Source organism: Glaesserella parasuis (assembly GCF_002015085.1).
Taxonomy (GTDB): Bacteria; Pseudomonadota; Gammaproteobacteria; order Enterobacterales; family Pasteurellaceae; genus Glaesserella; species Glaesserella parasuis.
In genome coordinates this window covers 173378-188293 of sequence record NZ_MUXW01000001.1, presented here as the reverse complement: position 1 = coordinate 188293, position 14916 = coordinate 173378, and the positions used below count along the sequence as shown (strand labels likewise).

General features: G+C 39.1%; 13 protein-coding genes. 10 read left to right on the top strand and 3 right to left on the bottom strand.

From position 1 onward, the window contains the following. Nucleotides 1-10 precede the first annotated feature (10 nt). The 7 genes from lpxC to recO all read left to right on the top strand — a co-directional run bounded on the left by lpxC (nucleotide 11) and on the right by recO (nucleotide 7925). Complete coding sequence (gene lpxC, locus B0183_RS00845; RefSeq protein ID WP_021114255.1) at nucleotides 11-931, top strand: UDP-3-O-acyl-N-acetylglucosamine deacetylase; 921 nt, start codon at nucleotides 11-13, stop codon at nucleotides 929-931. A 190-nt stretch (nucleotides 932-1121) separates the two neighbouring features. Then, the gene (sstT, locus tag B0183_RS00840; protein WP_021111565.1) at nucleotides 1122-2336 is read left to right on the top strand and encodes a serine/threonine transporter SstT; all 1215 of its coding nucleotides are present in this window, start codon (nucleotides 1122-1124) and stop codon (nucleotides 2334-2336) included. A gap of 278 nt (nucleotides 2337-2614) precedes the next feature. Then, on the top strand, nucleotides 2615-4408 hold the full coding sequence (lepA, locus tag B0183_RS00830) for a translation elongation factor 4 (RefSeq protein WP_021114257.1): 1794 nt from the start codon (nucleotides 2615-2617) through the stop codon (nucleotides 4406-4408). A 71-nt stretch (nucleotides 4409-4479) separates the two neighbouring features. Further along, nucleotides 4480-5442, top strand: a complete 963-nt coding sequence (gene lepB, locus B0183_RS00825) for a signal peptidase I (protein ID WP_021112182.1) — start codon at nucleotides 4480-4482, stop codon at nucleotides 5440-5442. Nucleotides 5443-5572: 130 nt separating this feature from the next. Then, complete coding sequence (rnc, locus tag B0183_RS00820) at nucleotides 5573-6244, top strand: ribonuclease III (RefSeq protein ID WP_021112171.1); 672 nt, start codon at nucleotides 5573-5575, stop codon at nucleotides 6242-6244. Nucleotides 6245-6303: 59 nt separating this feature from the next. Then, on the top strand, nucleotides 6304-7206 hold the full coding sequence (gene era, locus B0183_RS00815) for a GTPase Era (protein ID WP_021112194.1): 903 nt from the start codon (nucleotides 6304-6306) through the stop codon (nucleotides 7204-7206). Then, nucleotides 7206-7925 (top strand): DNA repair protein RecO, encoded by a 720-nt coding sequence (recO, locus tag B0183_RS00810; RefSeq protein WP_021112235.1) that lies wholly within the window; start codon nucleotides 7206-7208, stop codon nucleotides 7923-7925. Before era ends, recO begins: the two co-directional genes overlap by 1 nt. A 20-nt stretch (nucleotides 7926-7945) precedes the next feature. Here the strand turns inward: recO and metX are convergent, their stop codons facing one another. Together metX and B0183_RS00800 are read right to left on the bottom strand one after the other, a co-directional pair. Further along, complete coding sequence (gene metX / locus B0183_RS00805) at nucleotides 7946-9019, bottom strand: homoserine O-acetyltransferase MetX (protein WP_078208185.1); 1074 nt, start codon at nucleotides 9017-9019, stop codon at nucleotides 7946-7948. A gap of 186 nt (nucleotides 9020-9205) precedes the next feature. Continuing rightward, a complete protein-coding gene (locus B0183_RS00800) occupies nucleotides 9206-10750 on the bottom strand; it encodes a phosphoethanolamine transferase (RefSeq protein WP_078208184.1) in 1545 nt (514 codons plus the stop codon). Between the two features lie 140 nt (nucleotides 10751-10890). Here B0183_RS00800 and pyrH point away from each other — a divergent pair, with 140 nt between their 5' ends. Then, nucleotides 10891-11604: a UMP kinase gene (gene pyrH, locus B0183_RS00795; RefSeq protein ID WP_021111573.1), complete on the top strand. Its 714-nt coding sequence runs from the start codon at nucleotides 10891-10893 to the stop codon at nucleotides 11602-11604. 61 nt (nucleotides 11605-11665) lie between these two features. Here the strand turns inward: pyrH and lpcA are convergent, their stop codons facing one another. Then, nucleotides 11666-12244, bottom strand: a complete 579-nt coding sequence (gene lpcA, locus B0183_RS00790; RefSeq protein WP_005711228.1) for a D-sedoheptulose 7-phosphate isomerase — start codon at nucleotides 12242-12244, stop codon at nucleotides 11666-11668. Between the two features lie 129 nt (nucleotides 12245-12373). Here lpcA and frr point away from each other — a divergent pair, with 129 nt between their 5' ends. Together frr and ycaO are read left to right on the top strand one after the other, a co-directional pair. Beyond that, nucleotides 12374-12931 (top strand): ribosome recycling factor, encoded by a 558-nt coding sequence (gene frr / locus B0183_RS00785; protein WP_005711232.1) that lies wholly within the window; start codon nucleotides 12374-12376, stop codon nucleotides 12929-12931. A 143-nt stretch (nucleotides 12932-13074) separates the two neighbouring features. Beyond that, nucleotides 13075-14820: a 30S ribosomal protein S12 methylthiotransferase accessory factor YcaO gene (ycaO, locus tag B0183_RS00780; protein WP_016528167.1), complete on the top strand. Its 1746-nt coding sequence runs from the start codon at nucleotides 13075-13077 to the stop codon at nucleotides 14818-14820. Nucleotides 14821-14916: the final 96 nt, after the last annotated feature.

Below are 14916 nucleotides of genomic sequence, written 5' to 3'. Positions count from 1 at the left end.
AGGAAACGATATGATTAAACAAAGAACCCTTAAACAAGCAGCAAAAGTAACAGGTATTGGCTTGCACAGTGGCAAGAAAGTAACCTTAACGTTGCGTCCAGCACCTGCAAATACAGGGATTATTTACGCAAGAACAGATCTTAAGCCTGTCGTTTATTTCCTGGCAAGTGCTGAATCTATCCGTGATACACAACTTTGTACTTGTATGATCAATGATGAAGGTGTGCGTATTTCAACAGTAGAACACTTAAACGCAGCAATGTCTGCGTTAGGTTTAGATAACCTAATTGTAGAAGTTGATGCAGCCGAAATTCCAATTATGGACGGTAGCTCAAGTCCTTTTATCTATCTCTTATTGGATGCAGGTATTGAAGAACAAGACGCGCCGAAAAAATTTATTCGTATTAAAGAAAGTGTACGAGTAGAAGAAGGGGATAAGTGGGCTGAATTTAAACCTTATAGTCACGGTTTGAAATTAGACTTTACCATTGACTTTACACACCCAATGATTACCAAAGAAGTGCGTAACTACAAAATGGAATTTTCAGCACAACATTTTATTCAACAATTAAGCCGTGCTAGAACCTTTACCTTTATGAAAGATGTTGAATATCTTCAATCCATGGGTCTTGCATTAGGCGGTAGTTTAGATAATGCGATTGTTTTAGATGAATACCGCATTTTGAATGAGGAAGGGCTACGTTTTAAAGATGAACTAGTTCGTCATAAAATGTTAGATGCTGTCGGTGATTTATTTATGTGTGGCTACAATATTTTAGGTGATTTCAAAGCCTATAAATCAGGTCACGGCTTAAATAATAAATTATTACGAGCTGTACTAGCGAATGAAAATGCTTGGGAATTTGTAACCTTTGATGATAAAGCAGAGGTTCCGCAAGGTTATCAAGTGACAGAACAGGTGTTTATTTAATAGTTATTATCATTTCTCGGAGATTTTTATTAAATTTTTAAGGTGTTTTTTCTTAAAATTCTAATTTTTAAAAATTTTTGCAGAAAAATTGCCGCTTGCTATTCCCTTATTCTACATTTTCGGCTAATCTCGCAGACTTCATTTACCTTGGTAAATGAAGTCTTTTTTTATTTGTCTTACAGGAAATTTTATGAGTAACCAATCTTTATCTTCAAAAATCCTTGGCGGTAATTTAGTATTACGCATTGCCGTAGGTTTAGTGCTAGGTATCTGCTTAGCATTAGTTAGCCCAGATGCAGCCAAAAGCGTTGGGGTTCTCGGACAATTCTTTGTAAAATCACTACGTGCAATTGCACCGATTTTAGTTTTTGTTCTTGTAATGGCTTCAATTGCTAACAAAGAAGTTGGCAGCGATAGCCGCTTAAAATCTATTTTGGTGATGTATGGCTTAGGTACCTTTGTTGCAGCAGTAACAGCGGTTACTTTAAGCTATTTATTCCCAACGACCCTTGAATTGGTCACAAGCCCAGATGGACTTGCACCACCGCAAGGCATTGGTGAAGTATTGAAAACCGTTATTTTCAACCTAGTAGATAACCCACTTGGTGCAATTACTAACGGTAATTTCATCGGTATTCTTGCGTGGTCTATCGGCTTAGGTATCGCATTACGTCACGCTGCACCAAGCACCAAAGTTTTATTAAATGACTTCTCTGATGCGGTATCTTTCGTGGTAAAAGTGGTTATTGCATTTGCACCAATCGGGGTATTCGGCTTAGTGGCAGAAACAATGGCAACTAACGGTGCTGATGCCTTTATCGGCTATGCTCGTCTATTAGCAGTATTATTAGGTGCAATGGCGATTGTGGCATTCATTCTTAACCCGCTACTAGTGTTCTGGAAAATCCGCCGCAACCCATACCCACTCACCATCACCTGTTTACGCGAAAGTGGTGTGACAGCATTCTTTACTCGTAGCTCAGCGGCAAATATCCCTGTAAATATGGGATTAGCAAAACGTTTAGGCATCAAAGAAGAAATTTACTCTATCGCAATTCCACTTGGTGCTAACATCAATATGGCTGGCGCAGCAATTACCATCACCGTATTAACATTAGCTGCGGCTTATACTCAAGGTATCGTACCAGATTTCTCAACAGCAGTATTATTAAGTGTTGTTGCTTCAGTATGTGCTTGTGGTGCATCAGGCGTAGCGGGTGGTTCATTATTATTAATCCCACTTGCGTGTAGCTTATTCAACATTCCAAACGATGTTGCAGCACAAGTTATCGGCGTTGGCTTCATTATCGGTGTTATCCAAGATTCAGCAGAAACAGCACTTAACTCATCAACTGACGTACTATTTACCGCAGCGGCAAGTATGTCTGATGAGAAGAATAACTAGAATTCTTGTATACTTTTAATAGTTAAACACTAGTAAAAGACTTAACTACATCAGTCAAGTATTTTAGATAAGCAGAAAAATAGCTGCTATAAAATTGACTATAGTCTTATATTGAAGGCTATAGTCGTTTACTAGGTCTAGATTTTTCTCTATTTTATAAATTTTCATTCTAATATTCTCCTTTCCTTTTCCCTTTCCTGTAATTTTCAGGTACAATCCGCCGATTATTTTTCTTTTATCAATAACAATACAATAGGACATTTACTGCCCTTATGAAAATGCAGAACATTCGTAACTTTTCTATTATTGCTCATATTGACCACGGTAAATCGACTTTATCTGACCGCTTGATCCAAACTTGCGGCGGTTTGTCAGATCGTGAAATGGAAGCTCAAGTGTTAGACTCTATGGATCTTGAGCGTGAGCGCGGTATTACCATTAAAGCACAAAGTGTTACCTTAAATTATCAAGCAAAAGATGGTCAAACCTATCAGTTAAACTTTATCGATACGCCAGGACACGTCGATTTCTCTTATGAAGTTTCTCGTTCCCTAGCCGCCTGTGAAGGGGCGTTGTTGGTTGTTGATGCTGGGCAAGGGGTGGAAGCACAAACTCTTGCTAACTGTTACACGGCAATTGAGATGGATTTGGAAGTAGTGCCGATTTTAAATAAAATCGACTTGCCTGCGGCTGATCCTGAGCGTGTTGCAGAAGAGATCGAAGATATTGTCGGGATTGATGCGATGGAAGCGGTGTGTTGCTCGGCGAAAACTGGCGTGGGGATCGATCTCGTTTTAGAAGAAATCGTGGCGAAAATTCCAGCTCCTGAAGGTGATCCTGATGCACCGTTGCAAGCCTTGATTATTGACTCGTGGTTCGATAACTATTTAGGCGTGGTTTCCCTTGTGCGTGTCAAAAATGGTGTGTTGAAAAAAGGCGATAAAATCAAAGTGATGAGTACAGGACAGTCTTATCAAGTGGATCGTCTTGGTATTTTCACGCCAAAACAAGTTGATACTACGGAATTAAAAACAGGCGAAGTAGGTTGGGTAGTCTGTGCGATTAAAGATATTTTAGGCGCACCTGTTGGGGATACTTTAACCCATCATCACAATCCTGCAAGCGAAGTGTTACCCGGCTTTAAAAAAGTAAAACCGCAAGTTTATGCAGGTTTATTCCCGATTAGCTCAGATGATTATGAAGCGTTTCGTGATGCATTGGCAAAATTGAGCTTAAATGATGCGTCGCTTTTCTATGAGCCAGAAAACTCAACGGCATTAGGCTTTGGCTTCCGCTGTGGCTTCTTAGGCTTGTTGCATATGGAGATCATTCAAGAGCGTTTAGAACGTGAGTATGATTTGGATCTCATTACCACAGCACCGACGGTAGTCTATGAAGTGGAACAAACGAATGGCGAAATTGTCTATGTAGATAGCCCGTCGAAGTTGCCTGCGATTAACAATATTGCGGAAATTCGTGAGCCGATTGCAGAATGTAATATGCTTGTACCACAAGAGTTTTTAGGTAATGTGATTACCTTATGTGTGGAGAAGCGTGGTGTACAGACGAATATGGTTTACCACGGTAACCAAATCGCATTGACTTATGAAATCCCGATGGGTGAAGTGGTGTTAGATTTCTTCGACCGCTTAAAATCGACTTCGCGTGGTTATGCGTCGTTGGATTATGGTTTCAAACGTTTCCAAGCGGCAGATATGGTGCGTGTAGATATTATGATCAACGGCGAGCGTGTCGATGCGTTAGCGTTAATCGTCCACAAAGCCAATGCCCCTTATCGTGGTCGTGAGTTAGTGGAAAAAATGAAAGAGTTAATTCCACGTCAGCAGTTTGATATTGCGATCCAAGCGGCGATTGGTAACCATATTATCGCTCGTTCGACGGTGAAGCAGTTGCGTAAAAACGTATTGGCGAAATGTTACGGTGGTGACGTAAGCCGTAAGAAAAAACTGTTGCAGAAGCAGAAAGAAGGTAAAAAACGTATGAAATCTTTAGGTAACGTGGAAGTGCCACAAGAAGCGTTCTTAGCGATTTTGCACGTTGGGAAGGACTAATAATCCCCCCTCAGCCTTCGGCAGTTCCCCCCGCAAGCAGGAGCAATTAGATTAAGGAGAAGAAAAAACAGATGAGCAATATTTTAACCATTGGTTTTATTGCAGTATTGTACGGTATTTGGAAAGTGTTGGACTCAATGCAATTGCCAAACACGATTTCTATTATATTAGTAGGTTTAGTTGTTATTTGTGGTGGCTTTTGGTCATTTTACAAATTTAGTGCCGAACCTCGCCGCTTGCGTGCGATTGAGCGTGAAGAAAAGCGTTTAGGCAAACCGCTCACCGCAGAAGAAAAAGCAGCAATTCAACCTCGTTCCTTAGTGGGTGATTTTTTTGCTTCACTATTTGGGGTGTTAGCATTAGTCACTATTTTACGTTCATTTATTTTTGAGCCGTTCCAAATTCCAAGCGGTTCAATGGAGCCAACATTACGCGTGGGTGATTTTCTGTTAGTGAATAAGTTTACTTACGGAATTAAAGACCCGATTTGGCAAAATACCCTTGTTCCGATGGGTAAACCTGAACGTGGGGATATTGTGGTATTTAAAGCACCAAAACAGCCACACGTTGATTATATTAAGCGTGTTGTGGGTGTCGGTGGCGACCGTGTGAAATATGATTTTCATACCCGTAATTTAACCGTTGTTCATGGCGATTCGGGTAAAGAAGTGGTGTTTAAATACGAAGGCGGTACACCAAATCCTGAGTTTTTCTATCACGGTGAAATGCAAGTTGAACGTACCGAAATTGGTGATGTTACTCACCAGATTTTAAATAATCCACACGCCTTTAACTATGAGCCTTATTTCTTCAAACAAGACGGTATTCCTGCTGGGGAATGGGTAGTGCCAGAAGGGCATTATTTTGTAATGGGAGATAACCGTGATAACAGCGAAGACAGCCGTTTCTGGGGATTTGTGCCTGAAAAGAATATGGTCGGTAAAGCAAGTGTGATTTGGTTAAGTCTTGATAAGAAACCGAATGAATTTCCAAGCGGATTACGTTTTGAGAGAATGTTTACGGCGATTAAATAAAGAGAACATTTCCCCCTTTGAAAAAGGGGGATTAAGGGGGATTTTTAAAGCGTGAATTTTATTCAATGTTAGCAAAATCCCCCCTAGCCCCCCTTTTTCAAAGGGGGGAATTCTATGAAGATAAACTAAAATGCAATTAGAACTATTACAGAAAAAATTAGGTTATCAATTTGCTAACCTTGATTACCTCACCCAAGCCCTCACTCATCGCAGTGCTGCGTCAAAAAATAATGAACGCCTTGAGTTTCTTGGCGATTCCATCTTAAATTTTGCCATTGGTAAAGCCTTATATGAAAAATTCCCGAAAGCTGATGAAGGGGAACTAAGCCGTATGCGTGCAGCATTGGTGAAAGAACAGACCCTTGCGGTTGTCGCTCGTCAGTTTGAGTTAGGCGAGTATATGAAATTAGGGGCTGGAGAATTAAAAAGTGGTGGCTATCGTCGAGAGTCCATTTTATCCGATTGTGTGGAGGCGATTATTGCTGCAGTATATTTAGATGCTGGGATTGATCGGGCGATGGAACGTGTGCATTGTTGGTATCAGCAACTTCTAAATGAGATGCAACCAGGGGAAGCACAAAAAGATCCGAAAACTCGTCTGCAAGAGTATCTACAAGGGCGTAAGCTACCTTTACCAACTTACGAAGTGATTGATATTAAAGGCGAAGCCCATAACCAAACCTTTAAAGTCAGTTGTAAAGTCGAAAAAGTTGATGAAATCTTTATCGGTAATGGCACAAGCCGTCGCAAAGCCGAGCAAGATGCGGCATTGCAGGTGATAAAGGTGTTGGGAATAAGATAACCTAATGTAGGGTGTGTCTTGACCCACCATTTTAATTTGTATTTATTTAAGAGAACACAATGATAGATCAAAAAACATATTGTGGCTTTATTGCCATTGTTGGTCGCCCAAACGTAGGGAAATCAACGCTATTAAACAAAATTTTAGGACAGAAAATTTCGATTACTTCTCGCAAAGCTCAGACAACTCGTCACCGCATTTTAGGGATTAAAACCGAAGGGGCGTATCAAGAGATTTATGTTGATACTCCAGGGCTTCACATTGAAGAAAAACGAGCGATTAACCGCTTGATGAACCGTGCGGCAGCCAGTGCGATTGGCGATGTCGATATGGTAATTTTTGTGGTAGAAGGCACGAAGTGGACCGACGATGATGAGATGGTACTCAATAAATTGCGTTCGACCAAAGCCCCTGTGATTTTAGCGATTAACAAAGTGGATAATATCAAGGAAAAAGAAGAATTATTGCCACATCTGACCGCTTTATCGCAGAAATTCCCGTTTAAAGAGATCATTCCGATTTCAGCTCAACGGGGCAAAAACGTACATATTTTAGAGAAATTTGTGCGAGAGTCACTCAAAGAAGGCATTCATCACTATCCTGAAGATTATGTCACCGACCGTTCGCAACGTTTTATGGCGTCAGAAATTATCCGTGAAAAATTAATGCGTTTTATGGGCGAAGAGTTGCCTTATTCGGTGACGGTTGAAATTGAGCAATTTAAAACCAACGAACGTGGCACTTATGAAATCAACGGTTTGATTTTAGTGGAACGTGAAGGGCAGAAAAAAATGGTGATCGGTAACAAAGGTCAGAAGATCAAAGTGATCGGCACTGAAGCTCGTGCGGATATGGAACGCCTATTTGATAATAAAGTTCACCTTGAACTGTGGGTGAAAGTCAAAGCTGGCTGGGCAGACGATGAACGTGCGTTAAGAAGTTTGGGTTATATTGACGAATAATGATCGAACAGTGGCAACGTGGCTTTGTATTACATCGCAGAGAGTACAGCGAAAGCAGTTTACTCGTTGATTTTTTCACTGAAAATCACGGGCGAATTACCTTACTTGCCAAAGGGGCAAGACGACCACCTTCGCCATTGAAATCCGTTCTCCAACCCTTTACCCCTTTACTGCTGAAATGGACGGGTAAAGGCGATCTCAAAACACTTACCAAAGCTGAACCTGCATCTTTAACCCTCCCGATGCAAACGCTGGCACTGTATAGCGGTTTTTATGTCAATGAAGTCCTTGCAAGAGTTTTGGAAAATCACACCGCTTACCCTGAATTATTTCAGCATTATCTACACTGTATGACAAAGTTGGCAAGCCAGCCAAACGAGATCGAACCGATCTTACGCACCTTTGAATTTCAAACACTTAAAGCGTTAGGTTATGGGGTGGATTTTTGCCATTGTGCAGCAACAGGTAAGCCTGTCGATCCCAAAATGAGCTATCAATTTAGAGAAAATGAAGGCTTTATTGCCTCTTTACTACAAAATAACTATACCTTTATCGGCAAAGATTTATTAGCTTTTGCAGAAATGAATTTTTCAGAGAAAGAAACCTTACAGTCAGCAAAACGTTTCACCCGTATTGCTTTAAAGCCTTATTTGGGATCAGCACCACTGAAAAGCCGAGAGCTGTTTCAGTCTGTTTTACCCAATAGATTAAAAGGGTAGGTCGGGCATTTATGCCCGACCTACTTGGAGATTCCTTTCTTAATCATCTCTTCAAAAAACGGGTAGTCAACTAAAAACGCATCGTGTCCAAAGTCGGAATGAAATTCGTAAAAATCGACGGTAATGCCTGCATTTTCTAAACGCTGTTTGCTTTTATGTAGGTCAATCTGTTTAAACAGTTGATCGCTCGTTACGCCGACAAGGGTGTAATTCGCTTTAATGCGACTGAGTGCTTCTTGCTCGTTTACATAGGTTAAAGCAGGATCATAGAGATCTAAGGCTCTTAACAGGCGTAAGTAACTATTGGCGTCAAAGCGATCTAGAAATTTGAGCCCTTGATAACTTAAATAAGATTCTACTTGGAAGTGATCACCCCAAATCGTTCCCGTCTGTTTCACTTCTCGCCCAAAGGCTTTGGCAAGTTGTACATCGGTGCGGTAGGTGAGCATACCGAGCATTCGGGCAATTTTTAAGCCGTTATCTGGGGGCGTACTGCCATAATAATCGCCGTTGTTAAAATGGGGATCGTTTATTACCGCTTGTCGCATAACGTGATTGAAGCCGATTGCTTCTGCACTCAAGGTAAGCGAAGAACAGAGATTGACTACATTTTTCACTTGTTCCGGATAATCAATCGCCCACTGTGTCGCTTGCATTCCACCAAAAGAGCCACCCACGACCGCTTGTAGCTGAGTAATACCGAGTTTATCGATCAAGGCTTTTTGCACCTTCACAATATCTTGCACGGTGATAACGGGAAATTGACTGCCGTAGGGTTTATTCGTATTTGGATTGATAGACGAAGGGCCTGTCGTACCTTTGCAACCGCCAAGCACATTCGAGCAGATAAAAAAGTATTTATCGGTATCAAAAGCTAATCCTGCACCGATAAAATCTTGCCACCAGCCTTTATCCGCAGGCGGTGCATAATAGGGTTCGGCGTCACCCGTTAAAGCGTGACACAACAATACAGCATTGCTTTTTTCCGCATTCAATGTGCCATAGGTTTGGTAAGCGACATTGATAGGCGAAAGTGTTCCGCCTAAAGCAAGCTCAAGGGGAATATCATCAAAAAGAGTAATCTGCTGTGCCATAAAAATCCTTGCAAAAAACGGTAAAAAAGCGACCGCTTGTTTTTGAATAGTTTTAAGTTTACGAATAGGAAATCGTTTCGTCAAGAAATTTTAGACATCTAAACGTCTAGATTTTTAAATGGCTAAATTGATTATTGTATTACTATGGGCACTTATGCTGTCGGAAAATCATTTTGGGATATAGAATTACTCATCCTTAGGAATAACCACAGCAGGATCCACTTTCCCTTCAAAACCATCAATCAATTTTTTTAGCCCATAATCTTCCTTGTCTGAATGAGGGCTGAATAAATCGACTTCTGTATTCAATTTAGGATTACTAATTCCCACCCATTTTGCAATACCATCGGTAAAGTTTAAGCCAGATTTCATCGCTTTATAGACTTTTCTATCGGTATCATCACTAGATATTTTAAAGAGCGGAACATCAAAGTGTAGCTTACTTTTGCCACTGCTGTTGTGGATTGCAATGTCATTTTCAGTGATATGGTGAGCTAAACCGTGATCGGCAAAATAGACCATCGAAAACGAGCGGTTAGATTGTTGCTCATTTTTGTGAAGGGCTTCATATAAGCGTTTTAACACTTCGTCGGTTTTTTTGATGGACGATACATAGCAGTTTACGTTGAAATACTTTTTGCCTATTTTTTCATCATCAAACATTTTAGGGTAATCAGTTAAACGATCACAGCTGATGGGGTGTGAGCCATATAAATGTACCACAACAAAACGTTTGCTATGAGTTTTTTGCTCAATAATGTGTTCAAATTTAGGTAATAAATCAAAGTCACTGATATTTTGATGGAAAGAGTCTCCTGATTTTAAGAATAATTTTTCATCACTTTTGTTAGCAAGAGAAGAAACTGGCGTATCAAAAATGCCTAGATAGCCTTGATTTGACAGCCAGTAGGTTTTAATCCCTGCGGATTTAATCAAATCTACCATACCAAGACTGTATTCCCCTTCCCATTTTTGTGTATCAGGCTTGGTGAGCATTAATTTTAATGAAGCAATGGTGTTGGTTCCGCCTGCGGTCAGCCCATCAATTAAAATGCCGTTAGCACTGCTCATAAACGGTGTATTTTCAGCAGGGTAGCCATAGGCGTGGTGATAATCCTTTCTAGCACTTTCGCCGATCACTAAAATGTAATCATCATAACGACTTTCTGCATTGAGTTGTGACGTTCCCCATTCACTCTGAATGGACATACTATTCAAGCGGTCTAATTCTGTTTTGACTTTACCGATCGCACTACTTCCTTCTTGTAGAAATTTGAAGGGCGGAGTAGAGATAAAAACTAATGCAACTCCTAACGCAAGAAAGGTTTTATTTTTGTGGAATTGAATTTGCCATTTTTGACTAATAAAACGAAATCCTAACAGTGATATAAAAATGCCAGCACAAGCAACAAAGTTAATGAGAGGGATTTGGCTGAAAAACTCTTTGCTTTCTTGTATATCTGTAGCAAAAACCGAAGCAACATATTGATACGACGGTGGACCAAAGGTCAAACCAATAGGCGTGTAAAGGGCATATAAAGTGACAATCGGCAAAAGCAGATAAAAGAACGTCTTTTTAGAGGCATTCGCAAATAGAATAACGAGAACCAGCAACAGCACATTGCTGATTTCAGGATTAGGAAAAAAGCCCGAACCAAGTAGCATTAGGTAACTGACTAAATAAGCTAAACCAAAACTAATGAGAGTAGCGAGTATCTTTGTTATATTCATTATGAGCAAAACGAAAATAAAGGGATAGCGATTTTACCGAAAATAAAGTGGAAATTCTATCCGCTTGCCTACTTTGATCTGTCATTAAGATAATCTATAATATTTCGATTTTTTTCCCCAACCGTTACACAGAGGTCAAAATGAGCAATCCTATTTATAAACGTATTTTGTTAAAGTTAAGTGGTGAAGCATTACAAGGTGAAGAAGGCTTTGGTATTGACCCATCTATCTTAGATAGAATGGCATTAGAGATCAAAGAATTGCTTGCAATGGACGTAGAAGTCGGCGTAGTTCTTGGGGGTGGTAACTTATTCCGTGGTGCTAAACTTGCTAAAGCAGGTATGAACCGTGTTGTTGGAGACCATATGGGTATGCTTGCAACAGTAATGAACGGTTTAGCAATGCGTGATGCCTTACACCGTGCTGATGTCAATGCAAAATTAATGTCTGCATTCCAGTTAAACGGTATTTGTGATACTTACAACTGGTCGGAAGCTATCAAAATGTTACGCGAAAAACGTGTCGTGATTTTCTCAGCAGGTACAGGTAGCCCGTTCTTTACTACAGACTCTGCAGCTTGCTTGCGTGGTATTGAAATTGAAGCTGATGTTGTCTTAAAAGCAACTAAAGTAGATGGTGTGTATGATTGCGATCCTGCAAAAAATCCAGATGCAAAACTTTATCAACATTTAAGCTATGCTGAAGTTATTGAAAAAGAATTGCAAGTGATGGATTTAGCTGCATTCACTCTTGCCCGTGACCATAATATGCCAATTCGTGTATTTAATATGGGTAAAGCTGGTGCGTTGAAACAAGTTGTGACGGGTACAACGGAAGGTACGACGATTGCTTAATTAACGCTATTCAACGAATTAATCCAACTTAACTATTTATTTAAGTTGGATTTTTTATTCTTTACTTTGCCATTTCAAATTCAATTAACATCATGAGAATATGGATTACTTTAATATGTATCTCTTGAATACGATCAGCATAACGAAAATGAGGTACACGAATCTCAATATCAGCTAGTTCTGCTATTTTTCCTCCATCCTTGCCTGTCATTGCAATAATTTTCATTCCTTTGGCTTTTGCAGCTATGATTGCATTAATAACATTTTTAGAATTTCCTGATGTTGATAAGCAAAACAAGATATCTCCTTTTTGTCCGATTGCCTCAACATAACGAGAAAAGACATATTCATATCCAAAGTCATTGCTTACGCAGCTTAAATGGCTTGGATCTGAGATTGCTATGGCTGGATATCCAGGCCTATTTTCACGATAACGTCCAGTTAACTCTTCAGCAAAATGCATAGCATCACAGTGTGAGCCACCATTCCCACAGGAAAGTATTTTTCCCCCGTTCTTAAAACTATCAGTAATCAGTAAAGCTGCTTCTTGAATTAGTTTAAGATTATGTTGGTCATTAATAAAGTCATTTAATACTTGTTGCGCTTCTTGTAATTCTATTAAAATTTGTTGTTGGTACATAAGGATTCCCTCTTGTGATGAGTTAAGTCAAATAAGTCTACCACAAACCCTATAAACTTAGTACTAGGAAAATAGAATGAAATTGGGTAGAATCAATAGGTTTATGTTATTCAATCAAAGGAAAATACTATGATTAATGAAATTAAGAAAGATACTCAAGAACGAATGGAAAAAAGCCTTGAGGCCTTAAAAGGACATATTTCTAAAATCCGTACAGGTAGAGCTCAGCCTAGTTTATTAGATGCTATTCAAGTGGAATATTACGGGTCCGCAACACCATTACGTCAATTAGCTAATGTTGTCGCAGAAGATGCTCGTACATTAGCAGTCACTGTATTTGATCGTTCGTTGATTAGTGCGGTAGAAAAGGCGATTTTAACTTCGGATTTAGGGTTAAATCCTTCTTCGGCTGGAACTACTATTCGTGTTCCTCTTCCTCCATTAACGGAAGAACGTCGTCGAGATTTAATTAAAATTGTAAAAGGTGAGGGAGAACAAGGTAAAGTTTCAATTAGAAATATTCGCCGTGATGCAAATGATAAAATTAAAACTTTAGAGAAAGAAAAACAGATTAGTGAGAATGATGAGCGTAAAGCTCAAGATGATATCCAAAAGATTACAGATATTTATATCAAAAAAGTGGATGAGATTTTAGCAGACAAAGAGAAAGAATTAATGGATTTTTAACATATGAATTGGGCGGAAATTTTCCGCTCAATTTATTCTAACTGGTAGAAGAGATTTAAGATGTGGTTATGAATTTCTTTATTGGTTTCCAATGTCTACATCCTATATAAATAGAGTAAAACCGTTTCATTTTAAGAGAAAAAATGATAGAAAAAACCTTTATTGTGGGGAAAGATGCAGCCCTTGAAGAAAGCATCGAAAGATTCCAGACTAAGTTGAAAGAATTAGGATTTAATATTGAGGAGGCTTCTTGGCTTAATCCTGTACCAAATGTATGGTCAGTACATATTCGTGATGTTGATTGTCCACAATGTTTTTCAAATGGTAAAGGAGCAAGTAAGAAAGCAGCTCTTGCTTCCGCATTGGGGGAGTATTTTGAGCGTTTATCGACTAATTATTTTTGGGCTGATTTTTATTTAGGAAGGGAAATTGCTGAAGGTGAATTTGTTCACTATCCAAATGAAAAATGGTTTCCTATTGAAAATGAAACGGAATTACCTGAAGGAATATTGGATCCATTTCTACATGACTATTTTAATCCAAATGGAGAATTGACACCAGAATTTCTGGTAGATCTACAGTCTAGCAATTCAGAACGAGGAATAGTTGCATTACCTTATATTCGTCAGTCTGATGGTCATACTGTATATATTCCACAAAGCATTATTGGAAATTTATTTGTTTCTAACGGGATGTCAGCTGGCAACACTAAGAATGAAGCCAGAGTGCAGGGACTATCGGAAGTATTTGAACGCTTTATCAAAAATCGTATTATCACTGAGGCAATCAGCTTGCCTGAAATTCCGCAGTGTATTATTGATGGTTATCCGACGATTAAACGTTCGATTGAGCAATTGGAGCAAGAAGGGTTTCCGATTCTCTGCTATGATGCTTCATTAGGTGGCGAATTTCCAGTTATCTGTGTAGTTTTACTTAATCCTAGGAATGGTACGTGTTTTGCTTCTTTTGGTGCTCATCCTAATTTCCAAGTCGCATTTGAGCGTACAGTAACTGAGCTTTTGCAGGGGCGTAGTTTAAAAGATTTGGATGTGTTTTCTCCACCATCATTTAATAATGATGATGTGGCAGATTATGCGAATTTGGAAACTCATTTTATTGATTCAAGTGGTCAGATTTCATGGGATCTTTTTAAATCAGAACCAGATTATGAATTTACTCACTGGGATTTTTCAGGCACAACAGAGCAGGAATTTGCTAATTTGATGGAAATTTTCAGCCGGTATAAGCAAGAGGTTTATATTATGGACTATGAACATTTAGGTGTATACGCTTGCCGTATAATTGCTCCTGGAATGTCTAATATTTATCCTCCTGACGATTTGATCTATGCGAATAATAATATGGGAATGGAATGGCGTGAAATGTTGCTTGATTTACCCTATTTCCATCATGAGAAAGAAATTTATCAAGAGCTATTGGACGTGCTGGATGAGCAAGGTATTGATGATATGACGCGGGTACGTGAATTTATTGGAGTGGTAGCTGAAAAAGGAAGCGCACTACAAACTTTACGTATTGGTGAATTAAAATCTATGCTTCATTTGGCTTTAGGAAATCTTGAAGAGGCATTAGATTGGGCAACTTGGACAGTTAATATGAATGCTTCCGTATTTTCAGCAGAAAGAAACAATTACTATCGTTGTTTAATTAGTGTAATTGAATTATTTTTGGATGAGGATAGGGAACCTGAGCAGTATAGAATGATATTTAACAGAATGTATGGGAAAGATGCTGTAGATTTTGTTTGGAATATAATGCAGGGAGAAAATCCGTTCCATGGTTTAATTGGTTCTGATGAAACTTTGAGGAATATGTCAGCTCATCAAAAATTACTAGATGCATACCATAAGCTACAAAAAGTAAAATAATAGAAATTACATTGATAAATGTAGTGTGATAAAAACGCCTATGAATAGATTCTATTTATAGGCGTTTGACTTTCTATTTCATTCTAGTATCTAAGG

What these genes read in the sequence shown, in the direction of transcription:
- lpcA (WP_005711228.1), bottom strand. Translation starts at nt 12,244, where the DNA reads ATGTACCAACAACAAATTTTAATAGAATTACAAGAAGCGCAACAAGTA.
- sstT (WP_021111565.1), top strand. Translation starts at nt 1,122, where the DNA reads ATGAGTAACCAATCTTTATCTTCAAAAATCCTTGGCGGTAATTTAGTA.
- lpxC (WP_021114255.1), top strand. Translation starts at nt 11, where the DNA reads ATGATTAAACAAAGAACCCTTAAACAAGCAGCAAAAGTAACAGGTATT.
- era (WP_021112194.1), top strand. Translation starts at nt 6,304, where the DNA reads ATGATAGATCAAAAAACATATTGTGGCTTTATTGCCATTGTTGGTCGC.
- lepB (WP_021112182.1), top strand. Translation starts at nt 4,480, where the DNA reads ATGAGCAATATTTTAACCATTGGTTTTATTGCAGTATTGTACGGTATT.
- recO (WP_021112235.1), top strand. Translation starts at nt 7,206, where the DNA reads ATGATCGAACAGTGGCAACGTGGCTTTGTATTACATCGCAGAGAGTAC.
- B0183_RS00800 (WP_078208184.1), bottom strand. Translation starts at nt 10,750, where the DNA reads ATGAATATAACAAAGATACTCGCTACTCTCATTAGTTTTGGTTTAGCT.
- metX (WP_078208185.1), bottom strand. Translation starts at nt 9,019, where the DNA reads ATGGCACAGCAGATTACTCTTTTTGATGATATTCCCCTTGAGCTTGCT.
- lepA (WP_021114257.1), top strand. Translation starts at nt 2,615, where the DNA reads ATGCAGAACATTCGTAACTTTTCTATTATTGCTCATATTGACCACGGT.
- ycaO (WP_016528167.1), top strand. Translation starts at nt 13,075, where the DNA reads ATGATAGAAAAAACCTTTATTGTGGGGAAAGATGCAGCCCTTGAAGAA.
- pyrH (WP_021111573.1), top strand. Translation starts at nt 10,891, where the DNA reads ATGAGCAATCCTATTTATAAACGTATTTTGTTAAAGTTAAGTGGTGAA.
- rnc (WP_021112171.1), top strand. Translation starts at nt 5,573, where the DNA reads ATGCAATTAGAACTATTACAGAAAAAATTAGGTTATCAATTTGCTAAC.
- frr (WP_005711232.1), top strand. Translation starts at nt 12,374, where the DNA reads ATGATTAATGAAATTAAGAAAGATACTCAAGAACGAATGGAAAAAAGC.